Below are 24,175 nucleotides of genomic sequence, written 5' to 3'. Positions count from 1 at the left end.
CAGCACCGTTCCGGTTCGGGTATCAGGCGGTTTTGGGTATCAGTCAGACGGTTTCGTGAATCAGGCTGTGCAGACATGCGATGAGGCTCCTGGCCTGGACGTTCACATAGTGGCTGTGCCGTAGGAGGCTTGCCAGTTGACGCATGGTCACCCAGCGGAAGTCGTCGGGGACCGCGAGGTCGCGCTCCGGGGCGACCTCGACGATCATGTAACGGCCGCGGGTGTGGAAGAACCGCCCGCCCTCCTCGGAGAGCGTGGTGTCGAAGCGGACGCTGTCGGGGGACGCGCCGAGCACCTCGTCCAGGAAGGGCGGATACGCCTCGGCGGGCAGGGCCTTGTAGTTCTGCGGGGTGCACTGCACGGTCGGGGCCAGTTCGACCGTGTCCACGAAGCCCGGCTCCGCCTTGACGTTGACCAGGGCGTGCAGCACCCCGCCGATCCGCTGTACGAGGAAGGCGACGACACCGACGTCCCGGGAGTGGATCATCGGCTGGGTCCAGCCGCCGACCTCGCGGTTGCCGGTTCGTACGTCCACCGCCATGACGTCGAAGAACAGGCCGGTCTCATGCGATATCCGGTCGGCGGACCGGTGCCAGCCCTCGACGTCGTCGAGGCTGATGAGCGTGGTGTCGACCTCGAAGCGCACCCGCGCGTCGGTGATCCAGCTCCTGAGGTGACGGGCAGAGTGGAGCGTCTCCTCGTCCTCGCCGAGCGACCTCATGAGGGCGGACCGGAACGCGTCGCCGGCGAAGGCATGGGTGCCGCTGCGCCCGGGCATTGCGAACGGGAGACACGACAGCACCGTGCGGGCGTCCATGTTGACTAGATCGTCTGTGCGAAGCAATTCGTGCAACTGACCGATTGAGAGCCAGTGGAAGCCGGGCAGCGGCGTGATGTCCTCGGCTACTTCGACAATCATGTTGCGATTGCGTTTCCGATGGAACCAGGAGCCCTGTTCGGAGTGGAGCACGTCGGCCAGCACGTGGTGGGCCAGGGGTGTGCGGAAGTACTCGATATACGGCACCGGTTTACCGCCGTGTACCCCGGTGTAGTTGCTCCGGGTTGCCTGTACCGTGGGGGAGAGCTGTATGCCGTTGTGGCTTCCGGCGTGGTTTCCGGGCTCCATTTTGGCCTGCATGAGGCAATGCAGCACGCCGTTGAATTTTTTGACGAGAATCCCGAGGACGCCGACTTCCGGCTGCACGATGATGGGCTGGGACCACGAGCCAATGGGGCCCTGGTCGCTCCGCACCCGAAGGCCCCGTATCGAAAAGAACCTACCCGACTCGTGGACCAGGTTTCCGGTCGCTCCCTCGAAGCGCCAGCCGGTCAGTCCAGCGAAGGGGATCTCGGTGACCGTCGACTGGTCGGCGCCGGTGTAGTCGGTGAACCACTGGTGAAAACCCTTGAGTTCGGCGACGGTGCCGTCGGTGCTGTCCGTGGCCAGTGCCGACCGCATGACCTGCGCCGATAAGCCGTCGTCCGCCGCGTGGGGCGTCTCGTGGGAGCCAGGGGAGCTGCGGGTCACCAATCACTCCTTGTTCCGCCGCGCGGCATGCGGGATCACGGCCGTACCCACTCGCGACTTTCGCGCCAAAGGAGCGCTGCGGCGGTCGGATGCGTTCCGGTCATCACCGGGGCGTCGCCTCTCCGCGTCCCCCCGACTGACCGCAAGCCAAACGTGGACAGTACCGGCCTGTCAAGCTGGTCATGTACTCAACGCGACTACACCGAGGGCGTGTTGCGAAGGTTGATTCGCCCATGTCATGCTACTTGTGAGCGGCGTCACATTTTGCCATGTAGTGATCGGTTGCCCTATAGAGTGTGTTGTGGCGGCACAAGCTGAGCGCTGCGGGTTGTTGGCATCGGGTCCTACGATGTCCGGTACGGCCCGCGCGGCGCCGGGGGCCCGCTTCAACGGGGTGATCGCCGCATGCAAAAGGCTGGGATACCGATTTTCTGGGTACGGCGGGGGAAGTAATTTGTTAAGGGCTGCCCGGGCGCGGGAGCGGGATCGTCATGACCATTCGATCGCCGTAATCGGTTTTTCCTCCCGCTTACCGCAAGCGAATTCACCGGAAGACTTCTGGCGACTGCTCCGTGACGGCACGGACGCGGTCACGCCGGTGCCGTCGGGCAGGTGGGACCGGCGTACCGGCCAGGACGTGACCGTGGCCGCCGAGCGCGGTGGCTTCCTCGGTCAAGTGGACGGCTTCGACGCCGACTTCTTCGGCGTCTCGCCGCGCGAGGCGGCGGCCATGGACCCGCAGCAGCGCCTCGCGCTCGAACTCGGCTGGGAAGCGCTCGAAGACGCCGGTACCGCCCCGGACCGGCTCGCCGGGGGGCGCGCGGGCGTGTTCGTCGGCGCGATCAGCGACGACTACGCCGCCATGGTGCGGCAGCAGAGCGCCGACGCGGTCACCCACCACACCCTGACCGGTTCACACCGCAGCATGATCGCCAACCGGCTGTCCTATCTGTTGGGCACCCGTGGACCGAGCCTGGTCGTGGACTCAGGACAGTCCTCCTCGCTCGTCGCCGTGCACATGGCCTGCCAGAGCCTGCGCGCCGGGGAGTGCGACCTCGCCCTCGCCGGCGGAGTGGATCTCAACCTCGCCTTCGACGGCACCCTCAGCGTCTCCCGGTTCGGCGGGCTCTCGCCCGATGGCCACTGCTTCACCTTCGACGCCCGCGCCAACGGCTATGTCCGGGGCGAGGGCGGCGGGTTCGTCCTCCTCAAGCCGCTCGCCCGGGCGCTCGCCGACGGTGACCGTATCCACGGCGTCCTGCGCGGCAGCGCGGTCAACAACGACGGCGGCGGCGACAGCCTCACCACCCCGAGCCGGACCGCCCAGGAAGACGTCCTGCGCCGGGCCTGCGCCGACGCGGGCGTCGACCCCGCCGAGGTGCAGTACGTGGAACTCCACGGCACCGGTACGGCCGTCGGCGACCCGATCGAGGCGGCGGCGCTGGCCGCCGTCCACGGGGCGGCCCGGCCGCCGCACACCCCGTTGCGTGTCGGCTCGGCCAAGACCAACGTGGGCCACCTGGAGGGTGCCGCGGGCATCACCGGCCTCATCAAGGTGCTGCTCGCCCTGAAGGCGGGCCGCCTCCCCGCCAGCCTCAACTTCGAGACGCCCAACCCCCGTATCCCGCTCGACGAGTGGAACCTGCGGGTCCAGACCGAGCTGTCCGCGTGGCCACTGCCCCAGGCGCCGCTGGTGGCCGGGGTGTCCGCGTTCGGCATGGGCGGCACCAACGCGCATGTGGTGGTCGAACAGGCCCCCGCCGCCGGTACGTCTCCCGCCGGTACAACGGCCCCCGCCGACACCGGCATTGACGCCGAGACGGCGGCACCGGCCCTGAACCCCGGCCCGCCGTTTCCCTGGCCCGTATCGGGGCGCACCGTGCGGGGCCTGCGCGGACAGGCCTCGCGGCTACGGGAGTTCGCCGCCGCCGACGCCGCCACCACCGACGCTGCCAACGCCGACATCGGCTGGTCCCTGGCGTCGACCCGGGCCGCCCTGGAACACCGCGCCGTGGTGCTCGCCGGAGACCGGGACGGTTTCCTCGGCGGACTGGACGCGCTGGCCTCCGGTGAACCCGCCGAGCACGTCGTGCAGGGCAGGGCCGTGGGCGAGGCCGCCGGTGTGGTGTTCGTCTTCCCCGGACAGGGGTCGCAGTGGGTCGGCATGGCGACCGGACTGCTCGCATCCTCACCGGTGTTCGCCGCCTCGGTCGAGCGCTGCGCCCGGGCACTGGCGCCGCACATCGAGTGGGACCTGCTCGATGTCCTGCGGGATACCGAGAGCGACGGCCCGCTGGAGCGGGTGGACGTCGTGCAGCCGGTGCTGTGGGCGGTGATGGTTTCGCTCGCCGAGCTGTGGCGTGCGGCGGGTATCGCTCCGGCCGCGGTGGTGGGCCACTCCCAGGGGGAGATCGCGGCCGCCTGTGTCTCCGGTGCCCTGTCCCTGGAGGACGGCGCCCGACTGGTGGCCCTGCGCAGCCGTGCCATCGCCGAGGAACTGGCGGGCCTGGGCGGGATGGTCTCCATCGCCGCCTCCGCCGAGTGGGTCGAAGGCATCCTGGCGGACCGCGAAGGGGTGTGGGTGGCCGTCGTCAACGGCCCCGCCGCGACCGTCGTCGCGGGCTCCACGGAGGACCTCGCCGCGGTGGTCGCCGCGTGTGACCTCGCCGGGGTGCGCACCCGCGCCATCGCCGTGGACTACGCCTCGCACACGCCTCATGTCGAGCGCGTCCGCGACCGGCTGCTGGCGCTCGCGGCGCCCATCACCCCGCGTACGGGCGACGTCGCCCTGTATTCGACGGTCACCGCCGCACCGGTCGACACCGCCACGCTCGACGCCGGGTACTGGTACCGCAACCTGCGGCAGCCGGTGCTCTTCCACGACACCCTCAACTCCCTGTTCGACGCGGGGCACACGCTCTTCCTGGAGGTCAGCCCGCATCCGACGCTGACGGCCGCGGTCTCGGACGCCGCCCAGGCGGCCGACGCCGAGGTCTTCGCCGGCGGTACGCTCCGGCGGGACCAGGGCGGCGTCCAGCGGTTCGCGCACTCGTGGGCCGAGCTCTGGGCCAACGGCGCCGACGCCGACTGGTCCCGGCTGTTCGCCGGTACCGGCGCCCGCCGGACCGACCTGCCCACCTACGCCTTCCAGCGCCGTCGCCACTGGCTCGACGCGGCTGCCCCGGCACCGGTCCCTGAAACCGTTCCGGGTCCCGTGGCCACCGAGCCCGCGGACACACCGGACGCCGACGTGACGGACGCGGGCGCCACGGACACAGACGTCACGGACACCGACTCGCCGGATCTCGACGTGGCGCACCTGGTGCGCGCACACGCCGCGGCCGTGCTGGGGCTGTCGGCGCCGGGCGACCTCGACGCGCGGCGGACGTTCAAGGACCTCGGGTTCGACTCCGTCATGCTCGGCGAGCTGAGCAACCGGGTGAACACGGCCCTCGGCCTGCGTCTGCCCACCGCCGCGCTGTTCGACCACCCGACACCGGCCGGACTGACCGGCCACATCGAGACCGTACGGACCGGTCCCCGCGCGGCGGCGGTCACCCGGCGCGCCACCCCGGCCGACAGCGACGAGCCCATCGCCATCATCGGCATGAGCTGCCGCTTCCCCGGCGGAGTAGCGTCCCCCGAGGACCTGTGGCGGCTCGTCGCCGACGACGGGGACGCGATCTCCGCGTTCCCCGACGACCGCGGCTGGGACCTGGAGCGGCTGCTCGGTGGCGAAGGCAACGGCGCCAGCTTCGCCGCGGGCGGCGGATTCCTGGACCACGCCACCGACTTCGACGCCCGCTTCTTCGGGATCTCGCCGCGCGAGGCCCTCGCGATGGACCCGCAGCAGCGGCTGCTGCTGGAGACCTCGTGGGAGGCGCTGGAGCGGGCCGGTATCGACCCGGAGTCGCTGCGGTCCAGCTCCACCGGCGTGTTCGTCGGCACGATGGACCAGGAGTACGGGCCACGGCTGCACAACGCGCCGGACGCACTCGACGGCTTCATGCTCACCGGCAAGACGACCAGCATCGCGTCGGGCCGCATCTCCTATCTGCTCGGACTGACCGGGCCCGCCCTCACCGTGGACACCGCGTGCTCCTCGTCGCTGGTGGCGCTGCACCTGGCGGTGCGGTCGCTGCGGCAGCGGGAGTCCTCGCTGGCGCTCGTCGGCGGTGTGACGGTGCTGTCCACCCCGGGCATCTTCACCGAGTTCAGCCGTCAGCGCGGCCTGTCCGCGGACGGCCGCTGCAAGGCCTTCGCGGCCGCGGCCGACGGCACCGGCTTCGCCGAGGGCGCCGGGATGCTGCTCGTCGAACGGCTGTCGGACGCGCGCCGCAACGGCCACCGGGTGCTGGCCGTGGTCCGCGGCTCGGCGGTCAACCAGGACGGCGCGTCGAACGGGCTGACCGCGCCCAGCGGTCTGGCGCAGCAGCGGGTCATCCGTGGCGCCTGGGCCGACGCGGACCTCACCTCCGGTGACGTGGACCTGGTGGAGGCGCATGGCACCGGCACCGCGCTGGGCGACCCGATCGAGGCCGGGGCCCTGCTGGCGACGTACGGCCAGGAGCGCCCCGAGGGCCGGCCGCTGCTGCTGGGGTCGGTGAAGTCCAACATCGGTCACACCCAGGCGGCCGCGGGCGTCGCCGGGGTCATCAAGACCGTGATGGCCATCCGGCACGGCCGGGTGCCCGCCACCTTGCACGTGGACGCGCCGACGCCACAGGCCGACTGGGCTGCCGGTGCGGTCGACCTGGTGACCGAGAGCGGGCCGTGGCCCGACCGGGACCGGCCGCGCCGGGCCGGTGTGTCCTCGTTCGGGATCAGCGGAACCAACGCCCATGTGATCATCGAGCAGGCCCCTCCCGCCGCCGTACCCGCCACCCCGGCCGCGCCCGCCCCGGCGATGCGCGACGGTGGCGCGCTGCCCTGGATGCTGTCGGCCCGTACGGCCCAGGGGCTGCGCGGACAGGCCGCGCGCCTGCGCGAGTTCGCCGCCTCGTGCGACGCCACCCCGGAGGAGCTGGGACGGTCGCTGGCCACCACGCGTGGCGCGCTGGAACACCGCGCCGTCGTGGTCGCCGAGGACCGGGCGGACTTCCTCGGCGGACTCGCCGCCCTCGCGGCCGGGGAACCGGCCGCCCACGTGGTGAGCGCGACCGCTTCCGCCGAGCCGGGCGGAGCCGTGTTCGTCTTCCCCGGCCAGGGCGGCCAGTGGGCCGGGATGGCGACCGAACTCCTCGCCACCTCCCCGGCGTTCGCCGCCTCCATGGCGGAGTGCGCCCGGGCCCTGGCCCCCGAGGTCGACTGGGACCTCCTCGACGTCGTACGCGATGACGGCCCGCTGGAGCGGGTGGACGTCGTGCAGCCGGTGCTGTGGGCGGTGATGGTCTCGCTGGCCGAGGTGTGGCGTGCGGCGGGTATCGCTCCGGCCGCGGTGGTGGGTCACTCCCAGGGGGAGATCGCGGCCGCCTGTGTCTCCGGCGCCCTGTCCCTGGAGGACGGCGCCCGGCTGGTGGTCCTGCGCAGCCGACTCGTCGCGGCCGAACTGGCCGGTGGCGGCCGGATGCTGTCGATCGCCGCCTCCGCCGAGCGCGTCCGGGAACTGCTGGCCGACCGCCCGGACGTTTGGATCGCCGTCGTCAACGGCCCGGACGCGACGGTCGTCGGCGGCACCACCGAGGCCACCACCGAGCTGCTCGCCGAGGCGGACCGCGCCGGGCTGCGGGCCAGGATGGTCGCCGTCGACTACGCCTCGCACACCCCCCACGTCGAGCTGATCCGGGAGCCGCTGCTCACCTCCGCGGCCTCGGTCGCGCCGCGCCCCGGCACCGTCCCGATGTACTCGACCGTCACCGGCGAGCGCATCGCGGGCGAGGCGCTCGACGCCGAGTACTGGTACCGCAATCTGCGGGAGCCGGTGCGCTTCCACGACACCGTGCGGACCGTGCGCGACGCCGGACACACGGTCTTCGTGGAGGTCAGCCCGCACCCCGTGCTGACCTCGGTGCTGCAGTCCGACGGTGACGCCGCCGACCCCGACACCCTCGCGGTCGGGACGCTCCGCCGCGACCAGGGCGGGGTCGGGCAGATCCTCACCTCGCTGGCCGCGCTCTGGGCCCACGGTCTGACCCCGGACTGGTCGCGGGTGTTCACCCCCGGCCGGGCCGACCCGGTCGACCTGCCCACCTATGCCTTCCAGCGGGACCGCTACTGGCTCGCCCCCGAATCCGCGGGTGCGGCGGTCCGGGTCGACCTGCCCTCCTCGTCACCGGCCGAGGCACTCGACGGCTTCCCCGCGCGTGTCGCCGAGGCCGCCACGCCCGCCCAGCGGACCCGCGTGGTGCTGGACGAGGTGTGTGCCCAGGCCGCGGCGGTGCTGGGATGGGCCGGGCCGCATGAGGTCGAGACCCGGCGGGCATTCCGGGACCTGGGCTTCGACTCGCTGACCGCGGTCGAGCTGCGGAACCGGCTCGCGGCCGCGACCGGGGTGAACCTCCCGCCCACCGTCGTGTTCGACCACCCGACGCCGCTGGCGCTCGCCGAACACCTCCGTGACCGGGCCCTGGGCGAGGACGGCGTGGCGATCGCCGAGGGCGCCCCGGTGGCCTCCGACGAACCGATCGCCATCGTGTCGACCAGCTGCCGCTTCCCCGGCGATGTGCGGTCCCCGGAGGAGCTGTGGCGGTTGCTGCTGTCCGACCGGGACGTCATCTCCGGCTTCCCCGCCGACCGCGGCTGGGACCTCGACGGCCTGTGCCACCCGGATGCCACCCGCCCCGGCACCAGCTATGTGCACGAGGGCGGATTCCTGTACGACGCCGCGGAGTTCGACGCGGAGTTCTTCGGGATCTCGCCGCGCGAGGCGGTCGCGATGGACCCGCAGCAGCGGCTGCTGCTGGAGACGTCCTGGGAGGCCCTGGAACGGGCCGGACTGGACCCGTCCGCGCTGCGCGGCAGCGATGCGGGCGTGTTCGTCGGAGCCGTTCCGCACGGCTACGGCGGCGACGACGCCCAGGGGCAGGGCTCCGAGGGCTATCTGTTCACCGGCGCCGCGGGCAGCGTGGCCTCGGGCCGTATCGCGTACACCTTCGGCCTGACGGGCCCGGCGCTCACCGTGGACACCGCGTGCTCGTCGTCGCTGGTGGCCATGCACCTCGGGGTGCAGTCCCTGCGGCAGGGCGAGTGCTCGCTCGCGCTCGTCGGCGGGGTGACGGTCATGTCCCACCCCACGGTCTTCACCGAGTTCAGCCATCAGCGCGGGCTCGCCCCCGACGGCCGCTGCAAGCCCTTCGCCGCGGGTGCGGACGGCACGGCGTGGGGCGAGGGTGTCGGCGTCGTGGTCCTGGAGCGGCTGTCGGACGCGGTGCGCAACGGGCATCAGGTGCTGGCGGTGGTGCGGGGCTCGGCGGTCAACCAGGACGGTGCGTCCAATGGTCTGACGGCGCCGAACGGTCCGTCGCAGCAGCGGGTGATCCGGCAGGCGCTGGCCAACGCCCGGCTGTCGTCGGCGGATGTGGACGTGGTGGAGGCGCACGGCACGGGGACCTCGCTGGGTGACCCGATCGAGGCGCAGGCGCTGCTGGCGACCTACGGCCAGGACCGCCCCGGGGACCAGCCGCTGCTGCTGGGCTCGGTGAAGTCCAACATCGGCCACACCTCCGCGGCCGCGGGCGTGGCCGGTGTGATCAAGATGGTGATGGCGATGCGGTATGGCACGGTGCCTGCCACGTTGCATGTCGATGAGCCGACGCCGCATGTGGACTGGTCGGCGGGTGCGGTGGAGTTGGTGCGGGAGAACTCTGCCTGGCCGGAGGCCGGTCGGGCGCGGCGGGCCGCGGTGTCCTCGTTCGGTGTCAGCGGTACGAACGCCCATGTGATCCTGGAGCAGGCCCCGGCCGTCGAGGAACCGTCCCACGAGGACCGGCCCGACCACACCGGCGCCCTGCCCTGGGTGGTGTCGGGCCGATCCGCGGAGGGCCTGCGCCGTCAGGCGTCGAAGCTGCGGGAGTTCGTGGCCGGGTGTGAGGGGCTGAGTCCTGCTGATGTGGGCTGGTCGTTGGCGTCGGCTCGGGCGGGTCTGGAGCATCGGGCGGTGGTGGTGGCCGATGGTCGTGAGGGGTTTTTGAGCGGTCTGGAGGCTGTGGCGGCGGGTGAGCCGGCGGGTCATGTGGTGGGTGGTGTGGTCTCCGGTGGCTCTTCTGATGTGGTGTTCGTTTTCCCCGGTCAGGGGTCGCAGTGGGTGGGGATGGCCTCCGAGCTGCTGGATGTGTCGCCTGCGTTCACTGATGCGTTGGTGCGGTGTGGGGAGGCGTTGGCGCCGCATATCGAGTGGGATCTGCTCGATGTGTTGCGGAGTGGGGATGCGCTGGAGCGGGTTGATGTGGTGCAGCCGGTGTTGTGGGCGGTGATGGTGTCCCTGGCTGAGGTGTGGCGTTCGGTGGGTGTCCGGCCGTCCGCGGTGATCGGTCATTCGCAGGGCGAGATCGCGGCCGCCTGTGTGGCCGGTGCGCTGTCGTTGGAGGACGGGGCGCGGCTGGTGGCCCTGCGCAGCCAGGCCATTTCCCAAGAGCTGGCCGGTCAGGGCGGCATGGTCGCCATCGCCGGTCCCACCGACCAGGTCGAGAAGATCATCACCGACCGCGACGGCATATGGGTGGCCACGGCCAACGGCCCGGACGCCACCGTCGTCGCGGGCGACCTCGCCTCCCTGGACGAGATGATCGTGGCGGCGGAGGAGGCCGGGTTGCGGGCGCGGCGGGTCGCGGTGGACTACGCGTCGCACACGCCGCACGTGGAGGGCATCCGGGAGCGGCTGTTGGAGCTGGCGGCGCCGATCGCGCCGCGTGCCGCCGACATTCCGATGTACTCGACGGTGACCGCCGGACCGGTGGCGGGGGAGTCCCTGGACGCCGAGTACTGGTACCGCAATCTGCGGGAGCGGGTGCTGTTCCAGGACACCGTCTCGGCGTTGCTGGACGCGGGTGACCGGGTGTTCCTGGAGGTCAGCCCGCACCCCGTACTCGCCGGTGCGATCCAGGAAACCGGACGCGTACGCGCGGTGGAACCCCTGGTCACGGGCACTCTCCGGCGTGGCGAGGGCGGCACCCGGCGGTTCCTGACCTCGCTCGCGGAGCTGTGGGCGCACGGCACCGACCCCGACTGGTCGCGGGTGTTCGCCGGTACCGGCGCCCGCCGGACCGACCTGCCCACCTACGCGTTCCAGCCGAAGCGCTACTGGATCGAACCCTCCGCGCCCCGCGCGGTCGCGGAGACCGGCCCGGGCGCCGCCTTCTGGGACCTGGTGGAGCGCGAGGACCTGGACGGCTTCGCGCGGACGCTGCGGCTGGACGGGACACGTCCCGAACTGTCGGCCGTACTGCCCGCCCTGTCGGCGTACCACCGCAGGCATCAGGCGGTGTCCGCGAGGGACTCGTGGCGCTACCGGGCCACCTGGAAGCCGCTGACCGACCCCGCGTCCGTGTCGCTGACCGGCACCTGGCTGCTGGCCATCACCGAGGAGCAGGCCGGAAGCGAGCTGTACGCGGCGGTCTCCGGAGCGCTGCGCGAGCGCGGCGCGGCCGTCGAGCCGGTGGTGGCGCCCGAGGAGGGGCGGCCCTGGACGGATGTGCTCGCCGCCCACACCGGGGCGTCCGGGGTGCTGTCACTGCTGGGCACGGACGAGTCGCCGCTCGACGGTGCGCGGGCGGTGCCCGCCGGATTCGGCCGTACGCTGCCGCTGATCCAGGCCCTGGAGGCCTCGGGCCTGACCGCGCCGCTGTGGTGCCTGACCCGGGGAGCCGTGTCCATCGGCGAGCAGGACCCGCTCACCAGCCCGGCGCAGGCGCTGGTCTGGGGCCTGGGCCGGGTCGCGGCGCAGGAACTCCCCGCCCTCTGGGGCGGCTTGGTGGACCTGCCGCCCGCACCGGACGGCAAGGCCCTCGGCCGTCTGTGCGCGGCGCTCGCGGCCCGGAGCGATGAGGACCAGATCGCGATCCGCCCGTCCGGGACGTTCGGTCGCCGGATCGTGCGGGCGCCCCTCGGCGACGTACCGGCGGACGGCTGGACCCCGGACAAGGGCACGGTGCTGATCACCGGCGGCACCGGCGCCCTCGGCGGGCAGATCGCGCGCAGGATGGCGGCCCGCGGCGCCGAGCACCTGCTGCTCGTCAGCCGCCAGGGCCGGTCGGCCCCGGGCGCCGACGAGCTGGTGGCCGAACTGGCCGAGGCAGGTGCCCGGGTGACGGTGGCGGCCTGCGACATCACGGACGCCGACGCGCTGCGCGACCTGGTGGAGTCGGTGCCCGCCGAGTACCCGCTGACCACTGTGGTGCACACTGCGGCCGTGCTGGACGACGCCGCCGTCACCGCCCTGACGCCCGCTCAGGTCGACCGTGTCCTGCGGGTCAAGGCCGATGCCGCCTGGCGCTTGCACGAGCTGACCGCCGCACTGGACCTGTCCGCGTTCGTGCTGTTCTCCTCGCTCGCGGGCACGGTAGGGATGGCGGGCCAGGGCAACTACGCCCCCGGCAACGCCTATCTGGACGCGCTGGCCCGGTACCGCCGCTCACGCGGGCTCGTGGCCACCTCGGTGGCCTGGGGCTCGTGGGGGCAGGGCGGCATGGCCGACCTGGACGCGGTCAGCGACACCCGTATCCGGCACGGCGTTCCGCTGCTGCCGCCCGAGGACGCGGTGTCGGCGCTGGAAGGCGCGCTCGCACACGGCGATACGGACATCGTCATCGCCGACATCGACTGGGACCGGTTCGCCCACGCTTACACCGCGACCCGGCCCAGCCGTCTCCTGGACGAGCTGCCGGAGACTCGTGCGGTCCTCGGCGCGGCCGAGGACACCGGTACGGCCACGGCCCCTTCCGGGCTGCGCGACCGGCTCGCCGGGCTGGGAGCACAGGAGCGCGACCGGCAGCTGCTCACCGCCGTACGCACCCAGGTGGCCGCGGTGCTCGGACACGACTCCGCCGACGCGGTGGACTCCCGGCGGCAGTTCCTCGAACTGGGCCTGGACTCGGTGACGGCCGTGGAGCTGCGCAACCGGCTGAACGCCGCGACCGGGCTGCGGCTGGCCGCCACCGTGGTCTTCGACTTCCCGACCGCGGCCGACCTGGTCCGCCATCTCGCCGCCGAGCTGTTCGGAGGCGCCGAGGAGCCGGTGAACCCCGGCGCCACGGAACTCGACCAGCTCGAAGCCGTGCTGACGGCCATGCCCGACGGGGACCCGGCCAGGGAAGACATCGCCCGGCGGCTGCGGCATCTGCTGTGGTCGGCCACGGGAGCCGAACAGAGCGCCGAGGACGCCGTCGACTCGGAAGAACTCGAGTCCGCGAGCAACGACGAGATCTTCGACTACATCGAGAAGGAATTCGGGATCTCCTGACCGCACCGCGCGTGGCACTCGCGCGGCACCCGCACGCCCACTTCCGACCCACTACCAGGGGCAAACGCACATGGATGACGTCAAAAAGCTCCGCCATTTCCTGACCCGGGTCACCGCGGAACTCCAGGAGACGCGGTCGCGTCTGCGGGCCGTGGAGTCGGCGGACAGCGAGCCGGTGGCCATCGTCGCCATGAGCTGTCGCTACCCGGGTGGCGTCACGTCGCCCGAGGAGCTGTGGGAGCTGGTCTCGGGCGGCGGGGACGGGATCTCCGACTTCCCGGCCGACCGCGGCTGGGACGTCGCGGACCTGGTCGACGCCACGGGCGAGCGGCCGGGCACGTCCTATGTGGCCAAGGGCGGATTCCTGCACGACGCGGGCGAGTTCGACGCCTCGTTCTTCGGGATCTCGCCGCGCGAGGCCCTCGCGATGGACCCGCAGCAGCGGCTGCTGCTGGAAACCTCCTGGGAACTGTTCGAGCGCTCCGGAATCAACCCGGAGTCGCTGCGTGGCAGCAGGACCGGCGTGTTCGTCGGGTCCAGCTTCCGTGACTACGGCAGCAGGCTGCCCGCCATCCCGGAGGAGGTCGAGGGCCACGCCATGACGGGCGTCGCGGGCAGCGTGGCCTCGGGCCGTATCGCGTACACCTTCGGGCTGGAGGGCCCGGCGCTCACCGTGGACACGGCGTGCTCGTCGTCGCTGGTGGCGCTGCACCTGGCCGTGCGGTCGCTGCGGCAGGGCGAGTGCTCGCTCGCGCTGGCCGGAGGTGTCGCCGTGATGTCGACGCCCGACCTGTTCACGGAGTTCAGCAAGCAGCAGGGCCTGTCCCGCGACGGCCGGTGCAAGGCGTTCGCCGCCTCGGCGGACGGCATGGCCGCGGCCGAGGGCGTCGGGCTGCTGCTGGTGGAGCGGCTGTCGGACGCGGTGCGCAACGGCCACCCGGTGCTGGCGGTCGTGCGGGGCAGCGCCGTGAACCAGGACGGCGCGTCCAGTGGTCTCACCGCGCCGAACGGCCCCGCGCAGCAGCGGGTGATCCGGCAGGCGCTGGCCGACGCCGGAGTGTCCGCCACCGTGGTGGACGCGGTGGAGGCGCATGGCACCGGTACGTCGCTGGGTGACCCGATCGAGGCGCAGGCGCTGCTGGCGACCTACGGCCAGGACCGCCCCGGGGACCAGCCGCTGCTGCTGGGCTCGGTGAAGTCCAACGTCGGCCACACGCAGGCGGCGGCCGGAGTCGCCGGTGTGATCAAGATGGTGATGGCGATGCGGCACGGCACGGTGCCTGCCACGTTGCATGTCGATGAGCCGACGCCGCATGTGGACTGGTCGGCGGGTGCGGTGGAGTTGGCACGGGAGAACTCTGCCTGGCCGGAGGCCGGTCGGGCGCGGCGTGCCGCGGTGTCCTCGTTCGGCGTCAGCGGTACGAACGCCCATGTGATCCTCGAACAGGCCCCGGCGGACGAGCAGGCCCCGGCGGACGAGCGGAAGACCGCCCCGGAGGCCCCCGCCCCGGCGGCCCTCGCGGGCGCTCTCCCCTGGCCGGTGTCGGGCCGTTCGGCGGCCGGACTGCGGGGCCAGGGCACACGGCTGCGGGAGTTCGTGGCCGGGTGTGAGGGGCTGAGCCCTGCTGATGTGGGCTGGTCTTTGGCGTCGGCTCGGGCGGGTCTGGAGCATCGGGCGGTGGTGGTGGCCGATGGTCGTGAGGGGTTTTTGAGCGGTCTGGAGGCTGTGGCGGCGGGTGAGCCGGCGGGCCATGTGGTCGGTGGTGTGGTCTCCGGTGGTGCTTCCGGTGTGGTGTTCGTCTTCCCCGGTCAGGGTTCGCAGTGGGTGGGGATGGCCTCCGAGCTGCTGGATGTGTCGCCTGCGTTCACTGATGCGTTGGTGCGGTGTGGGGAGGCGCTGGCGCCGCATATCGAGTGGGATCTGCTCGATGTGTTGCGGAGCGGGGATGCGCTGGAGCGGGTTGATGTGGTGCAGCCGGTGTTGTGGGCGGTGATGGTGTCCCTGGCTGAGGTCTGGCGTTCGGTCGGTGTCCGGCCCTCGGCCGTGATCGGCCATTCGCAGGGCGAGATCGCGGCCGCCTGTGTGGCCGGTGCGCTGTCGTTGGAGGACGGGGCGCGGCTGGTGGCCCTGCGCAGCCAGGTCATCGCCGGGGCGCTGGCCGGTCAGGGCGGCATGGTCTCCGTGGCCGCCTCCGCCGAACGGGTCGGCGAACTCCTGGCGGACCGCGCCGAGGTGTGGATCGCGACCGTCAACGGCCCGGCCGCCACGGTCGTCGCCGGTGCCCCCGGCGCGCTGGACGAGGTGATGGCGGCGGCGGAGGAGGCCGGGCTGCGGGCGCGGCGGGTCGCGGTGGACTATGCGTCGCACACGCCGCACGTGGAGCAGATCCGGGAGCGGTTGCTGGAGCTGGCGGCGCCGATCGCGCCGCGTTCTGCCGATATTCCGATGTACTCGACGGTGACTGCCGGGCCGGTGGCGGGGGAGTCCCTGGATGCCGAGTACTGGTATCGCAATCTGCGGGAGCGGGTGCTGTTCCAGGACACCGTCTCGGCGTTGCTGGACGCGGGTGACCGGGTGTTCCTGGAGGTCAGCCCGCACCCCGTACTCGCCGGGGCGATGCAGGAGACCGGCCACACCGCCGATGCCGACATCGTCGCCGTGGGCACGCTGCGGAACGGCGAGGGCGGCACCCGGAGGTTCCTGACCTCGCTCGCGGAGCTGTGGGTCCGGGGCGTCGACGCCGACTGGAAGGCGGTCTTCGGCGGAGCCCCCGCCTCCGTGGACTTGCCCACCTACGCCTTCCAGCGCGACCACTACTGGCTGCGGAACACCGGCGGCGTCGGCGATGTCGCCGCGGCCGGACTGTCGGTCGTGGGCCATCCGCTGCTCGCCGCCGGGGTCCGGCTGGCCGAGGGCGACGGCCAGGTGTTCACCGGCCGCCTCTCCACCACGACGCACCCGTGGCTCGCCGACCACGCCGTGCTGGGGCAGATATTGCTGCCGGGCGCGGCCGTGCTGGAACTCGTGCTGAGCGCCGGTGACGCCACCGGCAGCGACCACCTCGACGAACTCGTCCTGCACGCACCGCTGGTCCTGCCCGCCGACGGCACCGCCGTCGACATCCAGGTCGGCGTCGACGCCCCGGACGAGCTGGGCCGTCGCGCCGTCCGCCTGCACTCCCGGCCGCACCGCCCCGACCAGGACGGCGACGCGGAGTGGACCAGCCACGCGGCAGGCGCGCTGAGCGCCGCGCCCGCCGAAGCGCCCGCCACGGCGGACGCCACCTGGCCGCCCGCCGACGCGGTCGCCGTGCCGACCGAAGACTTCTACGAGCGGCTCGCCACCTCCGGATACTCCTACGGACCGGCGTTCCAGGGCGTACGCGCCGTGTGGCGCCGCGGGGACGAACTCTTCGCCGACATCGGGCTGGACGAACCCGGGGCGAGCGAGGCCGCCCGATACGGCGTACACCCCGCCCTGGCCGACGCCGCGCTGCAGACCCGCCTGGTGACGCTGCTGCGGGGCGAGGGCGAGCGCATGCTGCCGTTCTCGTTCAGCGGCGTCCGCGTGCACGCCACCGGCGCCACCAGCGCCCGGGTCCGGGTGACCCCCGTCGGCGCCGACGCCATCTCGGTGCTGATGACCGACCACACCGGGCTGCCGGTCCTCACCATCGACCAGCTCACCTCGCGTCCCCTCACCGCCGACGCGGTCGCCGGTCCCTCGGCGGACTCGATGTACGAGGTGACGTGGGCTCCGCTGCCCGCCGAGCCCGGAACCGAGCAGCGGCTCGCGGTCCTGGGCGACGCCCTGCCCGGCCTCGACGCGCCCCGCTACCCGGACGTCGCCGCGGTGCTTGCTGCCGTACGCGCCGGAGAGCCGGTGCCGGAGACGGTGCTGCTGCCGTGCCCGGACGGAGCGGGCGACTGCCCGGACGGAGACGGCGCCGACCTTCCCGCCGTGAGCCGGGAGTCGCTGGCCACCGTGCTCGGCGTGGTTCAGGAGTGGCTCGGCCACGAGGAGCTGGAAGCCGTCCGGCTGGCCCCGGTGACGCACGGCGCGATCGCCGTGGCGCCGGGCGAACGGGCCGACCTGGCGCAGTCCGCCGTACGGGGACTGCTGCGCTCGGCCGCCACCGAGCACCCGGGCCGAATCCTCCAGCTCGACCTGGACACCACCCCGGCGTCGCGGTCGGCGCTGCCCGCCGCGGTGGCCGCCGCGGCCGCCACGGGAGAGACGGAAGCCGTCATCCGCGCGGGCGCCGCGTCGGTGCCCCGGCTGGTCCGGGTCCCGCGGTCCGACACCGGGACGCTCGCCCTGCCCGGCACCCCCGGAGCCTGGGGCCTGGACCTGGACACGGCGGGGACGCTGGAGGGGCTGAGCCTGGCCGTCTGCCCTGCGGCCGAGGCGCCGTTGGAGGCGGGCCAGGTGCGGGTGGAGGTCCGCGCCACGGGCGTCAACTTCCGCGATGTGCTGGTCGCCCTCGGCGTCGTCCCGAACACCGAAGCGCTCTTCGGCTGCGAGGGCGCGGGTGTGGTGGTCGAGGTCGGTTCCGGGGTCACCGATGTCGCCGTCGGCGACCCGGTGATGGGACTGCTCTCGGGTGCGTACGCAGGTCCGCTGGCGGTGGCCGACAGCCGCATGATCGTCCCGCTGCCCGGTGGCTGGTCGTTCGCCGAGGCGGCGTCGGTGCCCGCGGTGTTCCTGACCGCTTACTACGCGCTGGTGGACCTGGCGGGTGTGCGCGAGGGCGAGTCGCTGCTGGTGCACGCGGCGGCCGGTGGTGTGGGGATGGCCGCTGTGCAGCTCGCGCGCCATTTGGGTGTGGAGGTGTACGCGACGGCGAGTGAGCCGAAGTGGCCGGTGGTGCGTGGCGCCGGGGTCGCGGCGGAGCGGATCGCCTCGTCGCGGACGGTGGAGTTCGCCGACCGCTTCCGGGACGCGACTGGTGGCCGGGGCGTCGATGTCGTCCTCAACTCGCTGGCGCGGGAGTTCGTCGACGCCTCGCTGGAACTGCTGCCGCGCGGCGGCCGGTTCGTCGAGATGGGCAAGACCGATATCCGTGACGCGGAGGAGGTGGCCGCGGCCCGCCCCGGCGTCACCTACCGCGCCTTCGACCTGAACGAGGCCGGGGCCGACCGCCTCGGGGAGATGCTCACCCACCTCGCCGAGCTGTTCGAGCGGGGTGCGCTGGCCCCGCTGCCGGTCACCGCGTGGGACACCCGCCGGGCACCGCAGGCCTTCCGCCACCTCAGCCAGGCCCGCCACACCGGCAAGGTGGTCCTCACCACCCCGCCCGCGGCGCTCGACGGCACCGTGCTGATCACGGGCGGCACCGGCGTCATCGGCTCCGCCGTCGCCCGCCATCTGGCCACCCACCACGGCGTCACCGACCTGGTGCTGACCAGCCGTCGGGGTGCGGACGCCCCCGGCGCCGCGGATCTGGTGGCCGAGCTGGCCGAACTCGGCGCTGTGGCACGCGTGGTGGCCTGCGACGCCGCCGACCGCGACGCACTCGCGGGGCTGCTGGACGAGCTGCCCGGGCTGCGGGGCGTCGTCCACGCGGCCGGTGCGCTGGACGACGGAGTGCTCCTCGGGCTCACCCCGGAGCGGCTCGACGCCGTACTGCGTCCCAAGCTGGACGCCGCCTGGCACCTCCACGAACTCACCCGTGGCCGGGACCTGTCGCTCTTCGCACTGTTCTCCTCCGCCGCGGGCATCCTCGGCGCCGCCGGACAGGGCGGCTACGCCGCGGCCAACGCCTTCCTCGACGCCCTCGCCCGGCACCGGCAGACCCTGGGCCTGCCGGGTCAGTCCCTTGCGTGGGGTCTGTGGGCGGATCGCAGTGCGATGACGGGTGAGCTGAGCCGGGCCGATCTGGAGCGGATGGGTCGTAGTGGGGTTCGGGCGTTGTCGGCGGAGGAGGGTTTGGCTCTCTTCGATGCGGCGGTGCGGGGTCCGCGTGCGCTTGTGGTGCCGATTCGGCTCGATGTGGCGGCGTTGCGTAAGCAGGGTGATCCTGCTCCGTTGTTCCGTTCTCTGGTGCGGGTCTCCGGGCGGCGTGCGGCGGCGAACGCGCCCGTTGGGGGTGGGCTGGCGGAGCGGTTGGCGGCGTTGTCCGCGGTGGAGCGTGGCCGTGAGTTGACGGAGTTGGTGCGTGCTCAGGCGGCGGTGGTGCTGGGGCATGAGGGTGCCCAGTCGGTGTCGGCGGACCGGGCGTTCAAGGATGTGGGGTTCGATTCGCTGACGGCGGTGGAGCTGCGCAACCGGCTGGGTACGGCCACCGGGTTGCGGCTTCCGGTGACGGCGGTTTTCGACTATCCGACTCCGGCCGCGCTTGCGGCGGAACTGGGTGACCGGCTGGGTGTCGAGAGTGGCGGGCCGGTGCGGAGTGCGGCGCAGGTGGCGCCGGTTGGGGCATCGGTGGCCGGGGATGACGATCCGATCGCGATCGTGGGGATGAGCTGCCGCTTCCCCGGTGGCGTCAGCTCGCCCGAGGACCTGTGGCGACTGCTCACCGAGGGCCAGGACGCCACCGGCGCGTACCCCACCGACCGTGGCTGGAACGTCGACGACCTGGGCGACCCCGCGTCACCGGATTCCCCCTACGCCCGAGTCGGCGGATTCCTGCACGACATGGCCGACTTCGACCCCGAGTTCTTCGGCATCTCGCCCCGTGAGGCACTGGCCACCGACCCCCAGCAGCGGCTGCTGCTGGAGACCACCTGGGAAGCCTTCGAACGCGCGGGCATCGACCCCACCACACTGCGCTCCACCTCGACCGGCATCTTCGCCGGGCTCATCTACAACGACTACGCCTCCCGGTTCCCCCGGCTGCTCAGCGGCTTCGAGGGCTATCTCGGCAACGGCAGCGCCAACAGCGTCGCCTCCGGCCGGATCGCCTACACCCTCGGCCTCGAAGGCCCCGCCATCACCGTGGACACGGCCTGCTCGTCCTCGATGGTGGCCCTGCACCTGGCCGCCCAGGCCGTCCGGCAGGGCGAGTGCACCCTCGCGGTGGCGGGCGGCGCGACCGTGATGTCCACGCCACGGCCGATGATCGAGTTCAGCCGGATCGGCGGCCTCGCCCTCGACGGCCGCTGCAAGGCCTTCGGCGCCGAGGCCGACGGCATGGGCTTCTCCGAGGGCGTCGGCATGCTGGTCATCGAGCGCCTCTCCGACGCCCGGCGCAACGGGCACCGGGTGCTGGCACTGCTCCGCGGCTCCGCGCTCAACCAGGACGGCGCGTCCAACGGCCTCACCGCCCCCAGCGGCCCCGCGCAGCAGCGGGTGATCCGCCAGGCCCTGGCCAACGCGGGCCTGGGCCCCTCGGAGGTGGACGTCGTGGAGGCGCACGGCACCGGCACCTCACTCGGCGACCCGATCGAGGCGCAGGCCCTGCAAGCCACCTACGGCCAGGACCGGCCCGCCGACCGCCCGTTGCTGCTGGGCTCGGTGAAGTCGAACATCGGCCACACCCAGGGCGCGGCGGGTGTCGCCGGGGTCATCAAGGCGGTGCTGGCCCTGCGCCACGGCACCGTGCCCCGCACCCTGCACGTCGAGCGGCCCAGCTCGCACATCGAATGGTCGGACGGCGGACTGCGGCTCGCCGCCGACAGCCTCCCCTGGCCGGAGACCGGGCGGGCCCGGCGCGCCGCCGTGTCCTCGTTCGGCATCAGCGGTACGAACGCGCACGTCATCCTGGAACAGGCCGCACCCGAGCCGGAGCCCGAGCCGGAGAACGCCACCGCCCCGGTGGCCGACGCCCCCGTGCCGTGGGTGATCTCGGCCAAGAACGCCGACAGCCTGCGCGACCAGGCCGCCCGCCTCCACGCGCGGGTGTCCGCGGACCCCGCCCTGGCCCCGGCGGACGTCGCCCGCTCCCTGCTCACCACCCGCGCCACCTTCGAGCACCGCGCCGTGGTCATCGGGCGGACCCGGGAGGAGTTCCTGCGCCGCCTGAGCGCGCTGAGCGGCGGCGAACCAGCCGCCGGACTGGTCCAGGGCCTCGCGGCCCCGCGCGCCAAGACCGTCTTCGTCTTCCCCGGCCAGGGCTCCCAGTGGGCCGGGATGGCGACGGAACTCCTCGACACCTCCCCGGCCTTCGCCGAACAGCTCCAGGCATGCGCCGACGCCCTGCGCCCGCACATCGACTGGTCCCCGCTCGGCGTGCTGCGCGGCGAGCCCGACGCGCCCTCCCTGGACCGGGTCGACGTGGTGCAGCCGGTGCTGTGGGCGGTGATGGTGTCCCTGGCCCACGTCTGGCGCGCGCACGGCGTCGAGCCGTCCGCCGTGGTGGGGCACTCCCAGGGCGAACTGGCGGCAGCCGCCGTCTCGGGGGTGCTGCCGGTCGCCGACGCCGCCCGCGTCGTGGCCCTGCGCAGCCGTCTCATCGCCCGGGAACTCGCCGGGCAGGGCGGCATGGTCTCGCTCGCCCAGCCGCTCACGGCGGTCGAGAAGCTGCTGGAGCCGTGGGGCGAGCGGATCTGCGTCGCCACCGTGAACGGGCCGCGCTCCACCGTCGTCGCCGGTGAGGCCGGGGCACTGGACGAGCTGATGGAGCATTGCGAGCGCGAGGGGGTACGGGCCCGCCGGGTCCCCGTCGACTACGCCTCGCACACCCCGCAGGTCGAACGGCTCCGCGAGCCCCTGCTCCAGCTGGCCGAGCCGGTCGTGCCCGGTCCGGCGGACCCGCCCATGTACTCCGCCGTCACCGGCACACTCCTGGACACCGCCGCGGACGCCGAGTACTGGTACCGCAATCTGCGCGAGCCCGTGCGGTTCGAGCAGGTCACCCGCGCCCTGGCGGCCGACGGCCACGATGTGTACGTCGAGGTGAGCCCGCACCCGGTGCTGACCACGGGCATGTCGGAAACCCTCGACGACCAGCCCGGCGAGATCGCCGTCACCGGCACGCTGCGCCGCGACGAGGGCGGCCGGGACCGGCTGCTGACCGCGCTCGCGGAGCTGTTCGTGGCCGGTGTCCCGGTGGACTGGGCCCTCGCGTTCGACGGCGGCCGGACCGTGGACCTGCCGACCTACGCCTTCCACCGGCAGCGCTACTGGCTGGACGCCCCGGCGGAGCCGGAGGCGGTCCGCACCGGCACCGCCGCCGAGGACGCCTTCTGGTCCGCGGTCGACCAGCGCGACCCGGAGAGCCTGGCGTCGGCCCTCGGCATCGAGGACACGTCCGTACGCACCTCGCTGACCGAGGTGCTGCCCGCGCTGTCGCAGTGGCACCAGCAGCGGATCGAGCACTCCACCATCGACGCGTGGCGCTACGGAATCCAGTGGTCGCCGGTCCCGGACGCCGCACCGGCCCCGCTGACCGGCGGCTGGCTGCTGGCCGTACCCGATGGGTTCGAGGACGACCCCCGGGTGGCCGCGCTGACCGAGGGCATCGAGCGCCGGGGCGGGCGCGCCCTGCCCGTGGTGGTCGCCGCGGACCGGCCCGACACCCTCGCCGACGAGCTGCGGCGGGCATCCGGGGACGAGCAGGCCGCCGGTGTGCTCTCGCTGGGCGCCTGGGACGAACGGCCGCACCCCGCCCACCCGACCGTGCCCAGGGGCCTCGCCCACACCCTGACGCTGTGCCAGGCCCTGGAGGCCGCCGAGGTCACGGCCCCGCTGTGGTGCGTCACCAGCGGCGCGGTGGCGACCGGGGCCGACGAGGCCGCCGTCAGCCCGGCGCAGGCTCTGGTCTGGGGGCTCGGCCGGGTGGCCGCCCAGGAACACCCGGCCCGCTGGGGCGGTCTGATCGACCACCCGGCCCAGCTCGACGAGCGGTCCGTGGACCGGCTCTGCGGGCTGCTGACGGGAGCGTCCGGCGAGGACCAGCTCGCCGTACGGGCCTCCGGCGTGCTGGCCCGGAGGCTGGCCCGCACCCCCGCGCCCACCGCGCCCGGGCGGGAGTGGACCCCCACCGGCACCACCCTGATAACCGGCGGCACCGGCGCCATCGGCGGCCATGTCGCCCGCTGGCTGGCCTCCCGGGGCGCCCCGCATCTGCTGCTGCTGAGCCGGAGCGGACCGGACGCCGAAGGAGCCGGGGAACTGCTGGCCGACCTGGAGCAGGCCGGTGCGCGCGCCACCCTCCTCGCCTGCGACGCCGGAGACCGGACCGCGCTGGAGGCCGCGATGGCCACCATCCCGGACGAACTGCCGCTCACCGCCGTCTTCCACACCGCCGCGGCGCTGGACGACGGGCCCCTGGACTCGCTGACCGTGGAGCGCGCGGACGCCGCACTGCGGTCGAAGGCCGGGGCCGCCTGGAACCTGCACGAGCTGACCGCCGCACTGGACCTGTCGGCGTTCGTGCTGTTCTCCTCCACCGCGGGCACCTTCGGGGCCGCGGGACAGGCGAACTACGCGCCCGGCAACGCCTACCTCGACGCGCTGGCCTGGCACCGCCGGGCCCACGGCCAGGTGGCCACCTCCATCGGGTGGGGCGCCTGGGCCCAGGGCGGCATGGCGGAGAAGGAGGCCGTCGCCGACCTGCGCCGCAGGCACGGCGTCCCGGTCATGTCCCCCGAGCGCGCGCTGCTGGCGCTGCGTCAGGCCCTTGACGGCGATGACACCTTCGTGGTCGTCGCGGACATCGACTGGGACCGCTTCTACCTCGCCTACACCGCCGCCCGGCCCAGCCCGCTGCTGCACGACCTCGCCGAGGTCCGCCGCATCCGGGAGTCGGCCACGGCCACCGCCGGGTCCGGCGAGGCCGGGCCGGAGCTGACCGAGCGCCTGGCCGGGCTCGGCCGCGCGGAGCAGGAGCGACTGCTGCGCGAGGTGGTCCGTACGAACGCGGCCGCGGTCCTGGGCCACGACACCCCCGAATCCGTCCCGCTGAACCGCCCCTTCTGGGAACTCGGCCTGGACTCGGTCACCGCCGTGGAGATCCGCAACCGGCTGGGCGGGGCGGTCGGCCGCAAACTCCCGGCCGGTCTGATCTACGACTACCCGACCGCCGGTGACCTGGTCGCCTACCTCCACGGCGAGCTGTGCGGGGACGCGACCGAGACCAGTGCCGTGATGTCCGACCTGAACCGGCTGGACGTCACCCTGGCCACGCTCGCCGACGACGACCCGGCCCGCAACGACGTCGCGGAGTGGCTGGAGAAGCTGCTGCGCCGGGTGAGCCCGGCATCGGTCGTGACACGCGAGCCCGCGACGGACTGGGGGCTGGACACGGCCTCCCAGGACGAGGTGTTCGCCCTCATCGACGAAGAGCTGGGCGAGTCGTAACCCGGCTCCC

At 73.2% G+C, this 24,175-nt stretch carries 3 protein-coding genes; 2 read left to right on the top strand and 1 reads right to left on the bottom strand.

Annotated features, from left to right (window positions below; translation table 11 throughout):
• Window positions 1-43: 43 nt before the first annotated feature.
• The gene (locus ABZ370_RS09255) at window positions 44-1,528 is read right to left on the bottom strand and encodes an NDP-hexose 2,3-dehydratase family protein (RefSeq protein WP_358618505.1); all 1,485 of its coding nucleotides are present in this window, start codon (window positions 1,526-1,528) and stop codon (window positions 44-46) included.
• Window positions 1,529-1,982: 454 nt separating this feature from the next.
• On the opposite strand from ABZ370_RS09255, the gene ABZ370_RS09250 reads away from it, so the two are divergent.
• Both ABZ370_RS09250 and ABZ370_RS09245 read left to right on the top strand, forming a co-directional pair.
• Window positions 1,983-12,923: a type I polyketide synthase gene (locus tag ABZ370_RS09250; protein WP_358618504.1), complete on the top strand. Its 10,941-nt coding sequence runs from the start codon at window positions 1,983-1,985 to the stop codon at window positions 12,921-12,923.
• Between the two features lie 70 nt (window positions 12,924-12,993).
• Window positions 12,994-24,165 (top strand): type I polyketide synthase, encoded by an 11,172-nt coding sequence (locus tag ABZ370_RS09245; protein WP_358618503.1) that lies wholly within the window; start codon window positions 12,994-12,996, stop codon window positions 24,163-24,165.
• The last annotated feature ends 10 nt before the right edge of the window (window positions 24,166-24,175 follow it).

The sequence above is a fragment of the Streptomyces sp. NPDC005962 genome (assembly GCF_040629205.1).
In the GTDB taxonomy this organism is placed as follows: Bacteria; Actinomycetota; Actinomycetes; order Streptomycetales; family Streptomycetaceae; genus Streptomyces.
The sequence above is the reverse complement of the archived record's forward strand: the minus strand, read 5'-3'. Positions and strand labels throughout refer to the sequence as shown.